At 35.4% G+C, this 15889-nt stretch carries 18 protein-coding genes and 1 tRNA gene; 12 read left to right on the forward strand and 7 right to left on the reverse strand.

All coding sequences use genetic code 11. The annotated features are described in order from the left end of the window. Nucleotides 1–150: 150 nt before the first annotated feature. From SFC47_RS03225 to SFC47_RS03235, 3 genes are all read left to right on the forward strand, one after another. On the forward strand, nt 151–609 hold the full coding sequence (locus SFC47_RS03225; RefSeq protein WP_411252803.1) for a hypothetical protein: 459 nt from the start codon (nt 151–153) through the stop codon (nt 607–609). Nucleotides 610–781: 172 nt separating this feature from the next. Continuing rightward, a complete protein-coding gene (locus SFC47_RS03230; protein ID WP_411252804.1) occupies nt 782–2533 on the forward strand; it encodes an ABC transporter transmembrane domain-containing protein in 1752 nt (583 codons plus the stop codon). 1 nt (nt 2534) lies between these two features. After that, nucleotides 2535–4328 carry an ABC transporter ATP-binding protein gene (locus SFC47_RS03235; RefSeq protein WP_411253612.1) on the forward strand — a complete coding sequence of 598 codons (1794 nt, stop codon included), beginning with the start codon at nt 2535–2537 and terminating at the stop codon, nt 4326–4328. 39 nt (nt 4329–4367) lie between these two features. On the opposite strand, the gene SFC47_RS03240 is transcribed toward SFC47_RS03235, so the two are convergent. Continuing rightward, the gene (locus SFC47_RS03240) at nt 4368–4547 is read right to left on the reverse strand and encodes a Spo0E family sporulation regulatory protein-aspartic acid phosphatase (RefSeq protein WP_411252805.1); all 180 of its coding nucleotides are present in this window, start codon (nt 4545–4547) and stop codon (nt 4368–4370) included. 274 nt (nt 4548–4821) lie between these two features. Between SFC47_RS03240 and SFC47_RS03245 the strand changes: the two genes are divergently transcribed. After that, nucleotides 4822–5529, forward strand: a complete 708-nt coding sequence (locus SFC47_RS03245; RefSeq protein ID WP_411252806.1) for a cytochrome c biogenesis CcdA family protein — start codon at nt 4822–4824, stop codon at nt 5527–5529. A gap of 66 nt (nt 5530–5595) precedes the next feature. Continuing rightward, nucleotides 5596–6072 (forward strand): CcdC family protein, encoded by a 477-nt coding sequence (locus tag SFC47_RS03250; protein ID WP_411252807.1) that lies wholly within the window; start codon nt 5596–5598, stop codon nt 6070–6072. A 42-nt stretch (nt 6073–6114) separates the two neighbouring features. Here SFC47_RS03250 and SFC47_RS03255 read toward each other — a convergent pair whose 3' ends face one another. Together SFC47_RS03255 and SFC47_RS03260 are read right to left on the reverse strand one after the other, a co-directional pair. Beyond that, nucleotides 6115–6597, reverse strand: a complete 483-nt coding sequence (locus SFC47_RS03255) for a hypothetical protein (RefSeq protein WP_411252808.1) — start codon at nt 6595–6597, stop codon at nt 6115–6117. An 80-nt stretch (nt 6598–6677) separates the two neighbouring features. Beyond that, nucleotides 6678–7106: a DUF2621 domain-containing protein gene (locus SFC47_RS03260; RefSeq protein ID WP_411252809.1), complete on the reverse strand. Its 429-nt coding sequence runs from the start codon at nt 7104–7106 to the stop codon at nt 6678–6680. Between the two features lie 214 nt (nt 7107–7320). On the opposite strand from SFC47_RS03260, the gene SFC47_RS03265 reads away from it, so the two are divergent. From SFC47_RS03265 to SFC47_RS03280, 4 genes are all read left to right on the forward strand, one after another. Further along, nucleotides 7321–7417, forward strand: a tRNA-Sec gene (locus tag SFC47_RS03265). 259 nt (nt 7418–7676) lie between these two features. Further along, nucleotides 7677–7865, forward strand: a complete 189-nt coding sequence (locus tag SFC47_RS03270; RefSeq protein ID WP_411252810.1) for a hypothetical protein — start codon at nt 7677–7679, stop codon at nt 7863–7865. Between the two features lie 164 nt (nt 7866–8029). After that, nucleotides 8030–8671, forward strand: coding sequence for an excalibur calcium-binding domain-containing protein (locus SFC47_RS03275; RefSeq protein WP_411252811.1), 642 nt, complete (start codon nt 8030–8032; stop codon nt 8669–8671). Nucleotides 8672–8716: 45 nt separating this feature from the next. Then, nucleotides 8717–9502: a hypothetical protein gene (locus tag SFC47_RS03280; RefSeq protein WP_411252812.1), complete on the forward strand. Its 786-nt coding sequence runs from the start codon at nt 8717–8719 to the stop codon at nt 9500–9502. A 335-nt stretch (nt 9503–9837) separates the two neighbouring features. Here the strand turns inward: SFC47_RS03280 and SFC47_RS03285 are convergent, their stop codons facing one another. Together SFC47_RS03285 and SFC47_RS03290 are read right to left on the reverse strand one after the other, a co-directional pair. After that, nucleotides 9838–10008, reverse strand: coding sequence for a hypothetical protein (locus SFC47_RS03285; RefSeq protein ID WP_411252813.1), 171 nt, complete (start codon nt 10006–10008; stop codon nt 9838–9840). Next, complete coding sequence (locus SFC47_RS03290) at nt 9980–10819, reverse strand: GAF domain-containing protein (RefSeq protein WP_411252814.1); 840 nt, start codon at nt 10817–10819, stop codon at nt 9980–9982. The genes SFC47_RS03285 and SFC47_RS03290 overlap by 29 nt, the downstream gene beginning before the upstream one ends. Nucleotides 10820–11227: 408 nt before the next feature. On the opposite strand from SFC47_RS03290, the gene SFC47_RS03295 reads away from it, so the two are divergent. After that, the gene (locus SFC47_RS03295; RefSeq protein ID WP_411252815.1) at nt 11228–11662 is read left to right on the forward strand and encodes a hypothetical protein; all 435 of its coding nucleotides are present in this window, start codon (nt 11228–11230) and stop codon (nt 11660–11662) included. Nucleotides 11663–12215: 553 nt separating this feature from the next. On the opposite strand, the gene SFC47_RS03300 is transcribed toward SFC47_RS03295, so the two are convergent. Further along, nucleotides 12216–12950: an SH3 domain-containing protein gene (locus tag SFC47_RS03300; protein ID WP_411252816.1), complete on the reverse strand. Its 735-nt coding sequence runs from the start codon at nt 12948–12950 to the stop codon at nt 12216–12218. A 5-nt stretch (nt 12951–12955) separates the two neighbouring features. Beyond that, nucleotides 12956–13876: a hypothetical protein gene (locus tag SFC47_RS03305; protein WP_411252817.1), complete on the reverse strand. Its 921-nt coding sequence runs from the start codon at nt 13874–13876 to the stop codon at nt 12956–12958. Nucleotides 13877–14317: 441 nt separating this feature from the next. Between SFC47_RS03305 and SFC47_RS03310 the strand changes: the two genes are divergently transcribed. Together SFC47_RS03310 and SFC47_RS03315 are read left to right on the forward strand one after the other, a co-directional pair. Then, the gene (locus SFC47_RS03310) at nt 14318–15598 is read left to right on the forward strand and encodes an MFS transporter (RefSeq protein WP_411252818.1); all 1281 of its coding nucleotides are present in this window, start codon (nt 14318–14320) and stop codon (nt 15596–15598) included. 99 nt (nt 15599–15697) lie between these two features. Continuing rightward, the gene (locus SFC47_RS03315; protein WP_411252819.1) at nt 15698–15868 is read left to right on the forward strand and encodes a hypothetical protein; all 171 of its coding nucleotides are present in this window, start codon (nt 15698–15700) and stop codon (nt 15866–15868) included. The last annotated feature ends 21 nt before the right edge of the window (nt 15869–15889 follow it).

The following is a 15889-nucleotide window of genomic DNA, read 5'->3' on the forward strand; positions in this document are numbered from 1 at the left end:
TTTTGAAGTAATCAAAAGAAAGTGGTTTTTTTGTTTGATATAAGGAATTTTTCGAAAAATCTTATATTTTGGTTTTCTATTGAAAAAAGGAATAATAAGGTTCATACTAGTTACGCTAAGAAGTAACTACATAATGAAGGAGCAACCTACATGAAGAAAGTTTTATCACTTATTTTAATTCTACTATTAGCTTTAACAGCATGTGGAACGCAAGAAAAAGAAGAAACAGCAACTCCAAAAGAGAATAAAACAGAAGAAGGAACAAATGCTGCAAAAGAAAGCTCAAATACAAGAGAGTTAACAGCTGAAGATGAGAAATTTGCTGAATTAATCATAGCAAAGGATTACGAGACTGTCGTAAAAGAAACAGGTTCATTAAAGAGTGAATCACAAAAAGATTTCTATTATATTGCTTCTGCTTTTATTAAAAACAATGAAATTCAAACTAAGACATACGACCCGAATGACCCAAATGCCATTATTACTGATCATAAGGTTATCATAAATTATTTAAACAGAGTGAAATTTGTTCCGGATAATATTAAGGACCAAGTGAATGAATTAAGAAGTGCTGCTGAGAAAAAATTAGCAGAATTAGATCAACAGTAAATGAAATATCAGGGGAAGCACTCATCTAAATGGGTGCTTTTTTTTATACAAAGAATAGGTGTCTAAATCTTTATTATTTTTATAATATTTGATAAAATGAATCTTCGGGTGTGGTGAAAGATTTTTTAAAATAATAAAAAAGAAAAGTTGAAACATTTTCGGGGGAACGATTATGAAAGTATTCTTAGATTTAGGATGGTTTTTTAAACAAGAGAAAAAAGCTTACATATTTGGAACCGTTATCTTACTGTTTGTCGCACTGCTTCAACTTGTGCCGCCAAAGGTAATTGGTGTTATCGCCGACCATATTAATAACGGTACGATGACCAAAGGTATACTCCTTGAATGGATGGCAGTATTAGTCGGGGCAGGTCTCGGTATGTATGTGTTGAGATATTTTTGGAGGATTATGATTTTTGGTTCAGCGGTTAAGCTTAGTAAACAGTTACGAAATCGCTTATATCAGCATTTTACGAACATGTCCCCATCTTTTTATCAGAAAAGAAGGATTGGGGATTTAATGGCGCATGCGACCAATGACCTGCAAGCGATACAGCAAACGGCTGGGGCCGGTGTCCTTACTTTAGTTGATTCTCTTTCAACAGGCGGGTTTGTTATTTTAGCCATGGCATTTACGATAAGCTGGAAGTTAACCTTGATATGCCTAATTCCAATGCCATTTATGGCGATTCTTACAAGCTGGTTTGGTACAATGCTGCATCGAACTTTTCACAAGGCTCAAGAAGCCTTCTCTGATCTCAACGATAAAACACAGGAAAGTATTACGGGGATAAAGGTTATAAAAACATTTGGGCAAGAGAAGGAAGATATTGAGGATTTTAGGAAACAATCACAAGATGTAGTTGAAAAGAACATTGTTGTAGCGAAAATAGATTCTTTATATGATCCCACCATCTCCATTATCGTAGGGATTTCATTTTTCTTAGCAATTACCTTTGGTTCGAAATACGTGTTGGCAGGGGAATTAACCATTGGTGAATTGATTGCTTTTACCACCTATTTAGGACTATTAATTTGGCCAATGCTGGCATTTGGCTGGTTGTTTAACATCGTTGAACGAGGGCGTGCTTCGTATGACCGTGTGGCTGCGCTGCTTCGTGAGAAACCGGATATTACCGACAAAAGTGATGCATTAGAAATCGTTCCTAGCGGTGATATTCACTACGATATTAAGAAATTTACTTTTCCGGGTGAGAAAGAACCAATGCTCAGAAATATCAGCTTCACTCTTAATAGAGGAGAGACGCTGGGGATTGTAGGGAAAACAGGTGCAGGTAAAACAACACTGTTAAAGCTTCTGATTCGTGAATTTGAAGACTATGAAGGAGGTATATCCTTCGGCAGTCATACTCTCCAAGAATACAAACTTGAAAAGTTACGTGAAGTGATTGGCTATGTTCCACAAGATCATTTCTTATTTTCCGCAAGTGTAGCTGAAAATATCGCCTTTACGAACCCTCGTGTACCGAAGGATGAAATATTTGATGCTGCAAAGCTCGCAAGCATTCATGATGATATTCTCCAATTTACAGAAGGCTATCAAACGGTTGTTGGCGAAAGGGGAGTATCCTTATCAGGCGGCCAGAAACAGAGAATTAGTATTGCGCGTGCTTTGTTGATGAATCCAGAAGTGTTATTGTTAGATGATTCCCTATCTGCTGTTGATGCGAAGACCGAAGAGGCGATTCTTTCATCATTACGGAAAAATCGAGAAGGTAAAACGACGATTATTACCTCTCACCGGTTGAGTGCAATTCAGCATGCAAACTTAATACTTGTGCTTGATAATGGCGAGGTCATTGAAAGAGGGACGCACGATGAATTAATGGCATCCCAAGGCTGGTATAAGGAAATGTATTTACGTCAGCAGCTAGAGGAGTTGGTTGAGCATGGAGGACATTAAAATGGAAGAAACAGCACAGCTGACGGAAAAAGAACAAAAAAGGGTTTTATATCGCTTGCTGTCATATACCAAACCACATAAAAAGGAAATAATTTTGGCATTTAGCCTTTTAGTGTTAACGACACTAGGGGAGTTAGCATCTCCAATCCTAGTAAAAATCTTTATTGATGATTACTTAACACCCGGAAATTTACTATTTCAGCCGCTGCTTATCCTCGGGGCAAGCTATCTCGGAATCCAAATAGTAAAATCTATCTTGTTGTTTTTTCAATTAGTTAAGTTTCAGGAAATTGCATTAAAGATTATTCAACAGCTTCGGATTGATATTTTTTCAAAGGTCCAGTCACTAGGACTTAGGTATTTTGATCAAACTCCCGCTGGAAGTATTGTCTCAAGGGTGACCAATGATACCGAGGCGATCAAAGATATGTTTGTTACGGTCCTTTCGACTTTTATCCAGAGCGGCTTTTTACTAACAGGAATTTTCATTACAATGTTTATCCTGGATGTAAAGCTTGCATTATTCTGTCTAATATTTATTCCGTTAATTCTTCTTGTTATGAGTTTATACCGGAAATTTAGTTCCCGTTTTTATCTGGAAATGCGTGAAAGACTCAGCCAATTAAATGCGAAACTAAGTGAATCCCTGCAGGGCATGAGTATTATTCAAGTGTTCCGCCAAGAGAAAAGGCTTCGTAATGAGTTTGAAGAGATCAATGATAAGCACTATAAGGCGGGAATGAGAAATATTAAGATAGATGGATTATTGCTGCGTCCTGCAGTGGATTTGATATTCATTTTAGGATTGATCATCGTCTTAAATTATTTTGGTATTACTTCATTGGACAGTCCAGTAGAAATTGGTGTGCTATATGCATTTGTTAATTACCTGGAGCGTTTCTTTGAACCAGTAAATAATATGATGATGAGATTATCGTTGTACCAGCAAGCGATTGTGGCAGGGGCACGTGTCTTTAGAATCTTGGATAAGCAGGAATTGGCACCAGGGCAAAATGAAGAAAGTAATGTATTGATTGAAAAAGGAAGAATTGAATTTAAGGATTTAACCTTTTCATATGATGGCAAACGAGATGTTTTGAAGAATATTTCCTTTACAGCAAATCCTGGAGAAACTGTTGCACTAGTTGGTCATACAGGAAGTGGGAAAAGTTCAATCATCAATTTATTAATGAGATTTTATGAATACGAGAAGGGCGATATCTTAATTGATGGCCAGTCCATCCGTCAATATTCTAAGGATGAATTACGAGAAAAAATGGGGCTGGTTCTTCAAGATCCGTTCTTATTTTACGGAACCGTACGAGATAACATTACGCTTCATAATCATCATTTAACAGATGAACAAGTAGAGGAAGCGGCCCAATTTGTTCAAGCACATACATTTATTGAAAAGCTGGAAGATTCCTATAATCATAAAGTAGTCGAAAGAGGATCAACATTTTCTAGTGGACAGCGTCAATTAATTGCCTTTGCAAGAACGATAGCTGCTAATCCAAAGATTCTCGTCCTCGATGAGGCAACGGCTAATATCGATACGGAAACAGAGGAAGCGATTCAAACCGCTCTTTCAAAAATGAGAAAAGGACGTACGACGATTGCTATTGCCCACCGGTTATCAACGATACAGGATGCGAATTTAATTCTTGTCCTACATCAAGGTGAAATTGTTGAACGAGGCACGCATCAAGAGTTACTAGCTCTAGGCGGACTTTATCATAAAATGTTCCTGCTGCAAAATGGAGCTTTGGAACCATTAGAGGATGTTATGCAATAAAGAAAAAAATCCTGGTGCTTGACCAGGATTTTTTTCGGGTTAGAGGCTCGCCACTTGGCGAGTTTTCTTTATATGATTTCGATTATATTCATTTAAAAGATGGTCTAATTCCTGACTATAGCGGATAGCAATGGAGGAAGTCAGGCCGTTGGTTACCGCGACTTGAATTAATTCAGCACGCTTTTTCTCAATAAGTACAATTAGGTCTTGTTTGAGCACAGCCGTGGTCCTTTCCGGAGAAACTCCAATAATAGAAAACATTGATAGTTATTCTCTACCAATGTTTTACTAGTATAACCTAAGATGGGAATAAATTCAAAGATATTTGTAAAAAAATATCCAAATATAGTTGGAAAATAATAGCATCATAGATAAGTCTGTGTATGATATCCTAATTAGTCTCTGGAGTCACAAAATATTCATGTTAACCATTATCTTTTAGGGGTAAGTTTTGTTAAAATGAAGTAGTATCGACTATACTGGGAGTGTTAATATGACTGATGTAAATATATTTTTAGCTTTGGGCGCGGGCTTTTTAAGTTTTATTTCACCATGCTGTTTACCGCTTTACCCTGCATTTCTCTCTTATATTACCGGGATGAGTGTTGGGGAATTGAAAACGGAAAATGCCATGCTTCAAAAGCGCAGTCTTCTACATACTATCTTTTTCCTGTTGGGATTTTCGGCTATTTTTATCGCGATTGGTTTCGGAACCTCGTTTGTGGGAAGCTTTTTTCTCGAGTACAAGGATCTCATTCGCCAATTAGGCGGAATATTTATCGTCCTATTTGGGTTAATTATTGTTGGAGTATTTAAACCTGAATTTTTGATGAAAGATCGGAAATTAGAATTTAAAAACCGGCCATCTGGCTTTTTCGGTTCAGCGCTTATCGGGATGGCCTTTGCAGCAGGCTGGACACCATGTACAGGTCCAATCCTCTCTGCTGTAATTGCCCTTGCAGCGACTAATCCAAGTTCTGGTGTCCTTTACATGGTGGCATATTCGCTTGGATTTGCAATTCCGTTCCTAATCCTATCATTTTTTGTTGGCCGAATGAAATGGATTCGCAAAAACAGCGGTAAAATTGTTAAAATCGGCGGTTATATTATGATCATCATGGGTATTGTGCTGTTCTTTGACTGGATGACAAAAATTATTACGATTTTCTCAGGAATGTTTGGTGGTTTTACAGGCTTCTAAATATTAGATTTATATAGTAAAATATGAATTTCGAGCTTTATTCTAAGGAATTAGGGGTTGAAACCTATGAACTTTGTTGTTGTTTCTTCAATAGGAGCGGTTTTTATGGGGATATTTGCTTTATTTGTCCGTATGAAGGCTGCTAAGAAACCTACAAATGTAAAGAAAATTATCCTGCCGCCCGTCTTTATGTCGAGCGGGGCATTAATGTATGTGGTACCACAATTTCGGTTGACTGGTATGGAAATCATAGAGGTTGTCATTTTGGGTATGCTTTTTTCAATACTATTAATTAAAACATCTAAATTTGAAATACGGGAAAACGAAATTTACTTAAAAAGATCGAAGGCGTTTATTTACATTTTAGTTGGATTGTTAATAGTGAGATTAGCATTAAAATATATCTTAAGCACGACTATTGACTTTGGGGAACTAAGCGGCATGTTTTTCCTGCTCGCATTTAGTATGATTGTTCCTTGGCGGATCGCGATGTATCTTGATTACAAAAAGCTATTCAAACAACTTCATGGCCAGCACTTATAGTATATTGGAAAACGCTCAGGGCATTAGGCTCTGAGCGTTTTGTTAATAACGGTATCCTCTAAGTTTATCGATTAAATACTGTACACCATATAAGATATACGCTTTATAGTGTAAATAAATGAAAAATTGGACGTGATTTAATCGACCTAAACTAATAATTTTAAGCTTTTTTAGAACATCTATGATAAAGAACGCAAAGGCGCCATCAGCAATCGCATTCAGTAACACAAACTTCTTAAAGTTTCCGTATGAAAGTTTAAGCAGCCACATCGATAGGGGCATATAGGGACCAACACTAAAAGGAAGTTCATCTTTAAGAAAGGATTTTCGCTTATCGTAAAACTTCCACCAATTCCGCTTGTGTCCATATAGATGATTAATGATTTCAAAAATAATGATAAAAACGCCCGAGAAAGAATAGCGTTTAAATTCACGCTTGCCTAAAAAAAGTAAAGATAACCACGGAATTAATATAATCAATAGGTTAAATGTTTTGTGCCTTTTCGTTGCCTTGTGTTTTGCCATCCACTTTCACCCCAGCCTAAATTTTCCTCCTTTTTAAAGTATCCATATTTATGAAAAAAAACCGCCAAAAATTGGACGGTTTAGAATAAATGCTCATAAGGAGCGACATCAATTCTATTTTCAAATAGCTTTTTACGTAAAAATTTGTGATCCCTTTTTGGTGTTGCTTGAATGTACCCGCGGATTACGAGTTCTTCTGTAATTTTCGACACTTTTTCATTGAGAGCAAGTTCGCCGATTTTTCCCGCTATCTTATGCCTTGCAACGTCCCGGAATAATTCAGGTACCGGGCTGACCAAATCTTCAAGAAGATGTTTTTCTTCCTCGCCCCATAAATGACGAGTTTGATAAACATAGTATTCTTCCCAATCCATCACGGATTTGCCGTCTTCCTTTGGCATTTTCTTAAGAAACTTCCTGAACATAAAAAATCCGCCAATGGCCATTAAACCAGCAAAGACAAAAATCCATATTAATATAAACCATAAAAACCAACCTGTTAGCTGCATTGTATTCACCTACATGATACTATTTTCATTTATCTATTATAGTCTGAAATGAGGCTAAAAGACAAGCAATCGCTTTATTTACAAGGGAAAAGTCTCATTAAACAGGGGTGCAAAAGTTGTCGAAAAAATGACAAAATCGGCAACTCTATTGATTATTACTATATTCCATTGTATTATGATTACAAATAGAGATTACTTTCTACTATAATAATGTGGGGCTGAATGGGGTACTGGTGTCCTCCACAGTCTTCAAAACTGCTTGAGACCTGCGTGCCAGGTCTGGTGGGTTCGATTCCCACGCAGTCCCGCCAAAATAAGATTTTTAACGTTTTTAATAAATCTATTCCTCCACAGTCTATTTGGGGTTTACTGACTAAACTGTTGAAAACTGTTTGTCGAGACTGTGAAGGAAATTTACTCTTAGTCACCTATAATAATTCATAGGGGGCTATTTTTATCTAAAAAGTAATACGTACATATAAACGTGGATAGGGTAGTAGTAAGAGTAGTAAGAATATATTAAATGAATTTACATTGGATGAAATGTTTGGTAAATTCATGACATTTAAGATGACTGAAGCACTAGCACCCAGAACTATTAAAGAGTATAATATCCACTTTGAATATTTAAAAGAATTTCTTGCTGAAGGTATAACCGATGAAACTTTATCTATTGAAGATTTCCGTGGGTATATTGGTTTCATGCTTCACGAAAAAGAACTATCATCAATGACTGTTAATATTAGAATTAGAACTTGAAACAAACTTGGTAAAAGCTTGGAGGACACGAGAGAAAGGGATAAATACTTGTATAATAGTACAGCTGTTAATTACTAATGGCTGTACTTTTTTATTGTAATGTGATGGAATATATAGGAAAATAGCACTAGGGATAAACACTATGCTTTTTGGGGGAAATAGATGTGGGTAAACTGAAGTTTTTAACTACTACTCTATCACTAGGTTTTTCAATATTAATTCTGAATGGGTGCGGTAGTCAGGCAACTGCCAATAAGGTAGTAAGTGCACTTGAGAATGAAGATTATAATCAAGCTAGTCAAATTTTTGAAGAAGCATTATATAATACTTCTGACAAAAACGAATTAAATGATACAGTATCAGCAAAAGTTCAATTATATTTGGATGAAGCTTATGAGGAAATGGACGGAGATTCCTTTTATAGTCTTATTACTCATATTGAAGAGATTGGAATTTATGAGAAAGGTTTTTTTAGTACAGTTGATAACTATAAAGAATTAGCAGGAATAGATGTTGAGGACGATTATAGTTATATAGAGGACGATAGTTATGAAGAATACACCGATGAAGAGGAATACAACTCAAATGAGGAATCCTTCGATAATGAAGAGTATTATGAAGAAGAAGGAGAAGAGGTTACCACATCGGATAATCCATATACAGCGACAGATATAGACCACGATTGCAGTGATTTTGAAACAGGGTGGGAAGCCCAGCTTTTTTATATAGCAAATGGAGGACCTGAATATGACCCCCATGATTTAGATAGGGATAATGATGGTCAGGCTTGTGATTGGAATCCATAGAGGAAAAAATACCTATTTAAAACAAAAACAAAGGGAGTAGAGATATTGGGAGAAGTTGTTCAATTAGCTGTAAAAAGCTTCGAAAAATTAGGTCTGACACCAGTGACGATGTTGCTACTATTATTGATGGCTTTGTTATTCACGTGGCTATTTAAACAGGTAACTCTTAAACAAGAGAAACTATTTGAGGAAGAGAAAGTAGAAACACAAGATTCACTAATCCAATATTGTAATCTTTACAAAACATTAATCCTTTATAAAGAAGAAATTGAGTCAAGAGAAACCTTATTGGTTGAATATACAAATACAATTCCTATCTTGAAGACGGAAACCTGTGAAAAACTAGAAGGGCTATTATTTAATGACCAACCTATTGAGGAAAGTATTAGTCATATAAACGAACAAATAAAATTATTAAGAAATGAACTTGATGAAGTATATCCCCGTTATGACCGTAGTACAACATCAGGAAAAATAGGATTTAACATAAGGATAATTGAAATTATTTATCAGCCTATATTTCTCACGGCTTTAGCCTTTGTTTCATTCTTATATTTTATATATGTTAGTTTACAACCGTTAGTTGGGCTAACTAATGTATTTCTGATTAATATAACAATCTTCCTAAACTTCTTTTTAATCTTAAGCATTTTTGCTGCTATCTTTGATAAAAGATTTAATTATTCGGTAAAAAATATTGGTTTAATCATAGGCTATTTTGTAGCAATAGCCATACTTCTTTTTATAAATAACATTTATACTTCAGCTATTGCACTGATTGTAAATGTTGGTTTTACAACAATTTATAATCCTAAAAAAATGTATAAATAAAGATAATGATAAGTGAAACAGGGGATTTTTAGATACTAACGATTGAACTGAATTAGCTTGCTTCACTTTCGCATTGTGGTGCAAGTAACAAGCGTTATGGCCAATAAACATTTTAGAGTGGGGCACCAAAATGAAATAAGGCGTGTTTGGATAAAAAGATTAATCTGATTGGCTCGACACCATGTAACAATGAGTTAGCTACTCTTTCGAGTAATTAGGCAGACAATAGTTTATAAATCAGATCCCTTATGATATGACTTTTGGTTCTGCGGATATTATTTTTAGGCTGGTTTAAAAAAAGCAACCCCCTCTATAACTAGAAGGGGATTTTAATGTTAAACAGTTGTAAGTTTTCTTTCGATTTTTTTAGTGGTTTTTTCAATATTTTTGCGTTCATGGTCTCCCATAGTAAACTTTTTAACAAATGAAGAGAATTCCTCAGGTGTAATTTTATTGTTCAAATACGCAATTCTGGCATCATCCAATGTTCTGAATTTCATCGACATTAGTTATACCTCCTTCATTAACAGTAATACCCATTAAATTAAAAATTATAGCAAGCTGATTAGAAAAAATTTGTAAATACTCAATATCGTCTGCCGTGAAGCAATCTTGTTCTGATCCATCAATACTTAAGACCGCTAAAGTTTCTGTACCAATCTTTATGGGGACACAGACTAAAGAATGGTATTGTTTTGTAGCTTTTGGATGGGGTTTAAAGGATGCTTCTTTTGTAACATCTTTACAATATATATATTCTCCTTTGGTAAAAACATTTCCTGCTGTCGAAGAAGATATATCCAATCTCAAGTTTTCTTTACCCTGAACGCTAAAACCCACACCTTCATATATTTTAAGGTGGGTAGGCATTTGTAAATCAGGTGTAAAAACTGCACACCGATGGTTTATATTTTTCATACTTTTTAATGTTAATGGGATTTGCTCTATTACCATATCCGTAACTTTTCGACCGTGTTTTACTAGTTTTTCAAATTCTCTACCTGATTTCATCTGTTGGAGTGTCGGTATTTCTTTATTAACTTGGTCTAATATTGTCATGATTAGTGATTTTTGTTTTGAATCTGCATTTGTTTTCTCTAAGTTTTGTTTGTATTCTTGGATTAATTCAGAACCAGGTGCCTTATATAATTTCCAAATCCTCACAATCCAGAAAATTACAAACAAGCTTATTAAAATGATAAGTAGTATAAACAAGAAATTAGGGGGTAATCTGTCAACCTGTGAAGACATGGCATCATCGATCTTTTTGAATGTTTTTGTTTCTGGTATTAAAGTTATTCCTAGTACATTAACCAAATAAATCACCTCTCACTTCCATTGTCCTAACGGAAATGATTTTACCATAAAAACGGTAATTGTGCAGTTAATTTTCAATATTTTGACAGTTATTAAATTTAATGAAATATATTTCTTCAGCTATGGAAAGGGTACATCTAGATTTTTATAACTAAATTAATCATTAAGTTGCGGCATATTTGCGGAAATAAAGAAAAGACAAAATAAATAAAATTGCAGCCTATGCCAAAAGGCTGATTTGACAAGGTCTATGTTACGGCCCAAAGAGGTTTAGAACCTCCAAACCTACATTTTTGGAAACTTTTAATCTTATAATCGAGAAAGCATTTCGGAGAAGTTGTGGAATATGCTATAAAATTACAAAAAGTTAGAAATAACATTCTTGTCTTTTGTCAGGAGGGCTCCATTTTGAAGGAGGCTTTTATTAGTTATTTACCTGAATTGGTTGGTGGTTTGGTTCTCACTGTTATTACTTTTATTTTTACTAGAATAAGTGAAAAAACAAAATGGCAAAGAGAACTAACAAATGAACAAACTAGATTAGAAAATGAAAAAGAAAAACTAATCCTTGAATTTGAAGCAAAATTAAAAGAACAACAGCTATTATTTAACCATGAAAAGGATATATTAGAAAAGCAACATGAACAAGATTTACAGAAGTATCAAATGCAAGTCAAAGACCAAGATTTAAGAAGTATCTTTATCGGTGAATATGATTTAGAGAAAATCAGTAAGCAAATGGAAGGACTTGAAGATTTACTCGGGAAATCCCAAGAAATAGATAAAATGATAAAGAACATTAATCTATATAATGCTAATCACCCAACTAGAAAAAGAAGATAATAACTTAATAATTAATTTAGCGATAATACATTAAGTCATTCAGGAGAAATGTCCAGTATTAAATCAGTAATCTCTATCATTAGCCTTTCTAAAGCGGGCTATAAGGTGCCATGCTCTGTGCCCAAATTTTAAAAATAACAAATTACAAGAAAACACTAGGAAGTAAGAAAGCTTGGTTTATCAAGACTTGAGGGTATATCAAGATACAAGAAAAACAGATGCAAGCAAACTTCAAAACTGCTTGAGACCTGCGTGCCAGGTCTGGTGGGTTCGATTCCCACACAGTCCCGCCAAAATTCAATTAAATAAATTTCAACCTAGACGTCTATTATTATCATCATCAACGGAATTGCGTGAGTTCGTGGAGACCAAACTTGGTGTGTTTAAAACCTTCAAATTCTAAAATTTGGAGGTTTTTTGTTGTGATTTTAACATAGGCCACATGCCTTCTCATTATGATATAAATTATTTACATCAAATTTTAGAATCGATGAGATTAATAAATAAAGAGAGTAGACTAATCATACTGAGTCAACTCTCCTTATTTAGGTTATTATTTTTCAGTGACAATCAAAGAAGAAATCCACCCTTCGACCCCGCTAGGTGTTTGAACTTTTAGCCACTTAATACCTTTGGAATCTACTTGTTCTTCATTCAAAAACTGCATGGTTTCTTTATTTGTAATTGTGTATAGACGGGGTGATGTTAGTTCTGGGGCTTCGCGGATATTTCCGCCATCTTTATAAATCTTATTTAAAATGAATTCTTTTTGAACAGGGGAAGCCTTGGATGCCTGAATATGAACCTGTTCCTGGTTTAACCATACCTCAGCTTTCTTCCATTTTTGTGTATACCATTCATTTGGATTGTTCATAATTGCTGCAGTAAGCAAAATTACTAAAGCTGTAGCAGAATAAAATGTCCATCTTTTTATCCTGTTCTTATTTCTTTTCCGTTTCTTGAAAAGCTCAATCATTTTGTTGAAAAACTTTTCAAACAAGGAAAACATTCCTTCAACGATTTCCATCCAAACAGGTATGCCAGCTTCTCCTGCTTCTCTCCTCCTTCTTTGCATCGAAGCAAGAAGTTTCATGATCGGGTAAGAAATGAGATAAAGCATTTTTCTCAACAAACGGCATACCAAGGTAAAGAACGGAGGGATAATGTACACCATAAACAGCCTTAAAAAATGTATGAGTAGAAAGAGAGCTAAAAAAATACGAAGCCATTCAGGCAGAACAGAGAGAAGTGACCAGAACCAAAAAAGCTGATTTAAAATGGATTCCACAATACCTACTCTCCTTTATTAAAGTAGGATAAAAGTTCTCTCTTTTGACCAGAAATCTGTTTTTTTCTATTGATGTTTTCCAGATTGACGGGGAGGTGAGGGAACAGATTTTTTAGCTTGGCCAATCTTTGTTCTGCCTCAAACTGGTCAATCGAGTGATCGTTGATCAAGTTTAAAAGTTGTTTGTTTACCTCAAATTTAAAGGTTTGATTTTGGTTAAACTCTGATTCCACTAACACCTTTGCCATTTCACTTTTTTCTCCAAGCTTTCCAGCAGTGATAAAATCACCTGCTTGAAGCGCTTCTTTAATCGCGGCCGAAATACGGCGAGCTTCCTCCAAGTCCAGAGCCTCTTGATAGGCAGATAGTTCCGCGTTCCTGTCTAGATCGGCGATTGCCTCATCATGGCGCTGATCCCGAAACCCTTGCCGGATCAAAACACGAACATTCCGTACCACAATTCCAGTTTCTCTTAACACCTTAACCAATTGAGAGGTTTGAAAAAAATCCTCTATATGCTGAGCAAAGCCCAGTTCCTCTTCAATAGGATAAAATCGTGCTTCCGACTCCACCCAGAAGGGGAGATAATTGTTAATAATGTCGCCAATTTCACCGGCATTTTGTTGAACTATGCGTTCGGGGTGTTCAACAGCAATATCGATAAACAGGTTGACAAAAAACCTTCTTCCTCTTGTTGCCGAAGGGAATTCCTCTTTGAAGGTAATGGTATGCTGCTGCATATTGACGGTATACACCTTTTTATATTTGCCAATCCGTAATTCACTACGGGACAGACGTTCACCATTTTTAACAGCATAGTAATCGTTGTGATTATTTACATAAACAAAGGCATATGTCATCGACGACGCAGGCGGTTTTTCCAAAAAACTAAACTTCACTTCTTTAACATCTTCAATAAAATGCATTAGGCTATTCCCTCCTGGTTTACTATTTTCATTTTGAGAGATTACTTACCCTTGTCTACATACTATGCAGGTAATCGGAAGAAAAGCCCCATATCTTAGCAGAAGTTGGGGTTTGAGGGAGTTGAAGTATTAAAAGTTAATAGGAAGCCCAGATATAGAAAAAGGTATGGTTTCATTGTTCATTAAATGAAACCACGCCTTTTTGTTTTGTATATAAAACTACTTTTCTTTTAAAAAACTAATTATCTGAATATTATTGACTATTATTAAAATTCAATATAATATTATTAAGAATAGAAACATTGTTTTGTATATAAAACACAGTGTTTCAGCTATTCATTTATAGAGGAGTTGATGTGTTTAATAGTGTGATTGAAATTATTTTTATCATTGAATTTGAAAGCGTATTCTTGTAGAGCGAAATTGAAGGAGGATAATAACATGTTACAAGGTCAAAAAAGATGGTTGTATATTGCTGTTCCAATTTTTTTCTTCTGGTTTTTCGGCCAGATTGATAAAGTAGGCATTTCAGTGATCCAGACAGATCCAGGATTCTTAAGTGATCTTGGTTTAACTGGCCCAGACAAAAATGCCAAAATTGGTTTAATCTCCTTTATATTCATGATCTCATACTCGTGTTCCAACATTTTTTGGGGAATTATAATCGACAAATTAGGGGCAAGGAAAACAGCTGTTTTGGGTCTATTGGTATGGACAGCAACCATGGTAATGGGTGGGCTGTCTACCTCATATGAAATGTTTTTAATTAGTAGAATTATCCTTGGAATCGGGGAAGGTATGATGATTCCGATATCAGGTAAATTTATTTCAAATTGGTTTAATAAACGAGAGCTTGGTCGTGCACAATCATCCTGGATTACAGGCAACTATCTAGGTCCAGCAGTGGGTGCGGTTATCCTCATTCTAGTTATTTCCACTTTTCATTGGCAGGCAGCATTTTTTGTTCTTGCTGGCTTTAACTTATTTATTAATATTCCAATGTTCCTTTTTCTCACACGTAATACGCCAGAAGAACACCCACGTCTCAGTAAAGAAGAGATCGCCTATATTCGCGAAAAAGACGAAGCAGTTGATGAGGAGACAAAGCCATTCTTTGCTAAGGATTTTCGTTATTGGATTGTCTGGTTTGGTAATTTAATGTCGTCCTTTCTGTTCTTTGGAATCAGTATTTGGCTCCCTACATATCTCGTTGACGCCAAAGGCTTTGAAAGAGAAGCAATGACGGGGATTACTTCATTATCGTGGCTATTCGCACTTGGCTTTGTACTGATTGGCGGCTTCATAGTAGACAAAACGAAACGCCCGAGTATACAGGCGACGATTCTTTTCATCCTTACTGCTGCATTTTTGACCATTGCAGTTATTGCACCAAATCCAATCGTGGCAGGCGTTTCTATGGGACTCGCAATGGGTTCTCAGGGAGGAATGTTTCATCTAACCAATTTATTCATCATCAAATTTTCAACTTCTAAAACAGCGGGACGCGCAGCCGGTTTAATGGGGTTCACAAATATTATGGGTGGTTTTTCGAGCTATATTATGGGTTGGGTACGCGATTTGTCAGGTGGAGATTTTGGTCCTTCCATCATCATGTTGATTGTGGCAGCTATTATGGGATTTGCAGCGTACCTTTTTATGATCAAAAAAGAGGCTGCTGAATATCAACTAAGTAATACATCAGGGAAAAATGTAATTGTATAAATGGTATATATGGTTTCTCAGTAAGAAGGAAATTAAATGCTTACTGAGAAACCAAAAGAATTTCTGTTATGAAGGCAAATTTAATTGGAGGAAATGTTAATGTGGGTCATCACTCATTATTCAAATTCAAATATAAAATTGTTTGAGTTTGACACCGTGGAGGAAGCAAAAGAAGCTTATAAAAACATTGAAGGATGTAAGATTCTTTCTGAGATTGTTTATTACAATGATTTTCGTGTAGATATAGCTACTGGAGTAAAATGGGATTAAAAAAATAGGAAGGTAAGACCC

Origin of the sequence: Neobacillus niacini, assembly GCF_046591715.1 — a bacterium.
Taxonomy (GTDB): domain Bacteria; phylum Bacillota; class Bacilli; order Bacillales; family Cytobacillaceae; genus Neobacillus; species Neobacillus niacini_L.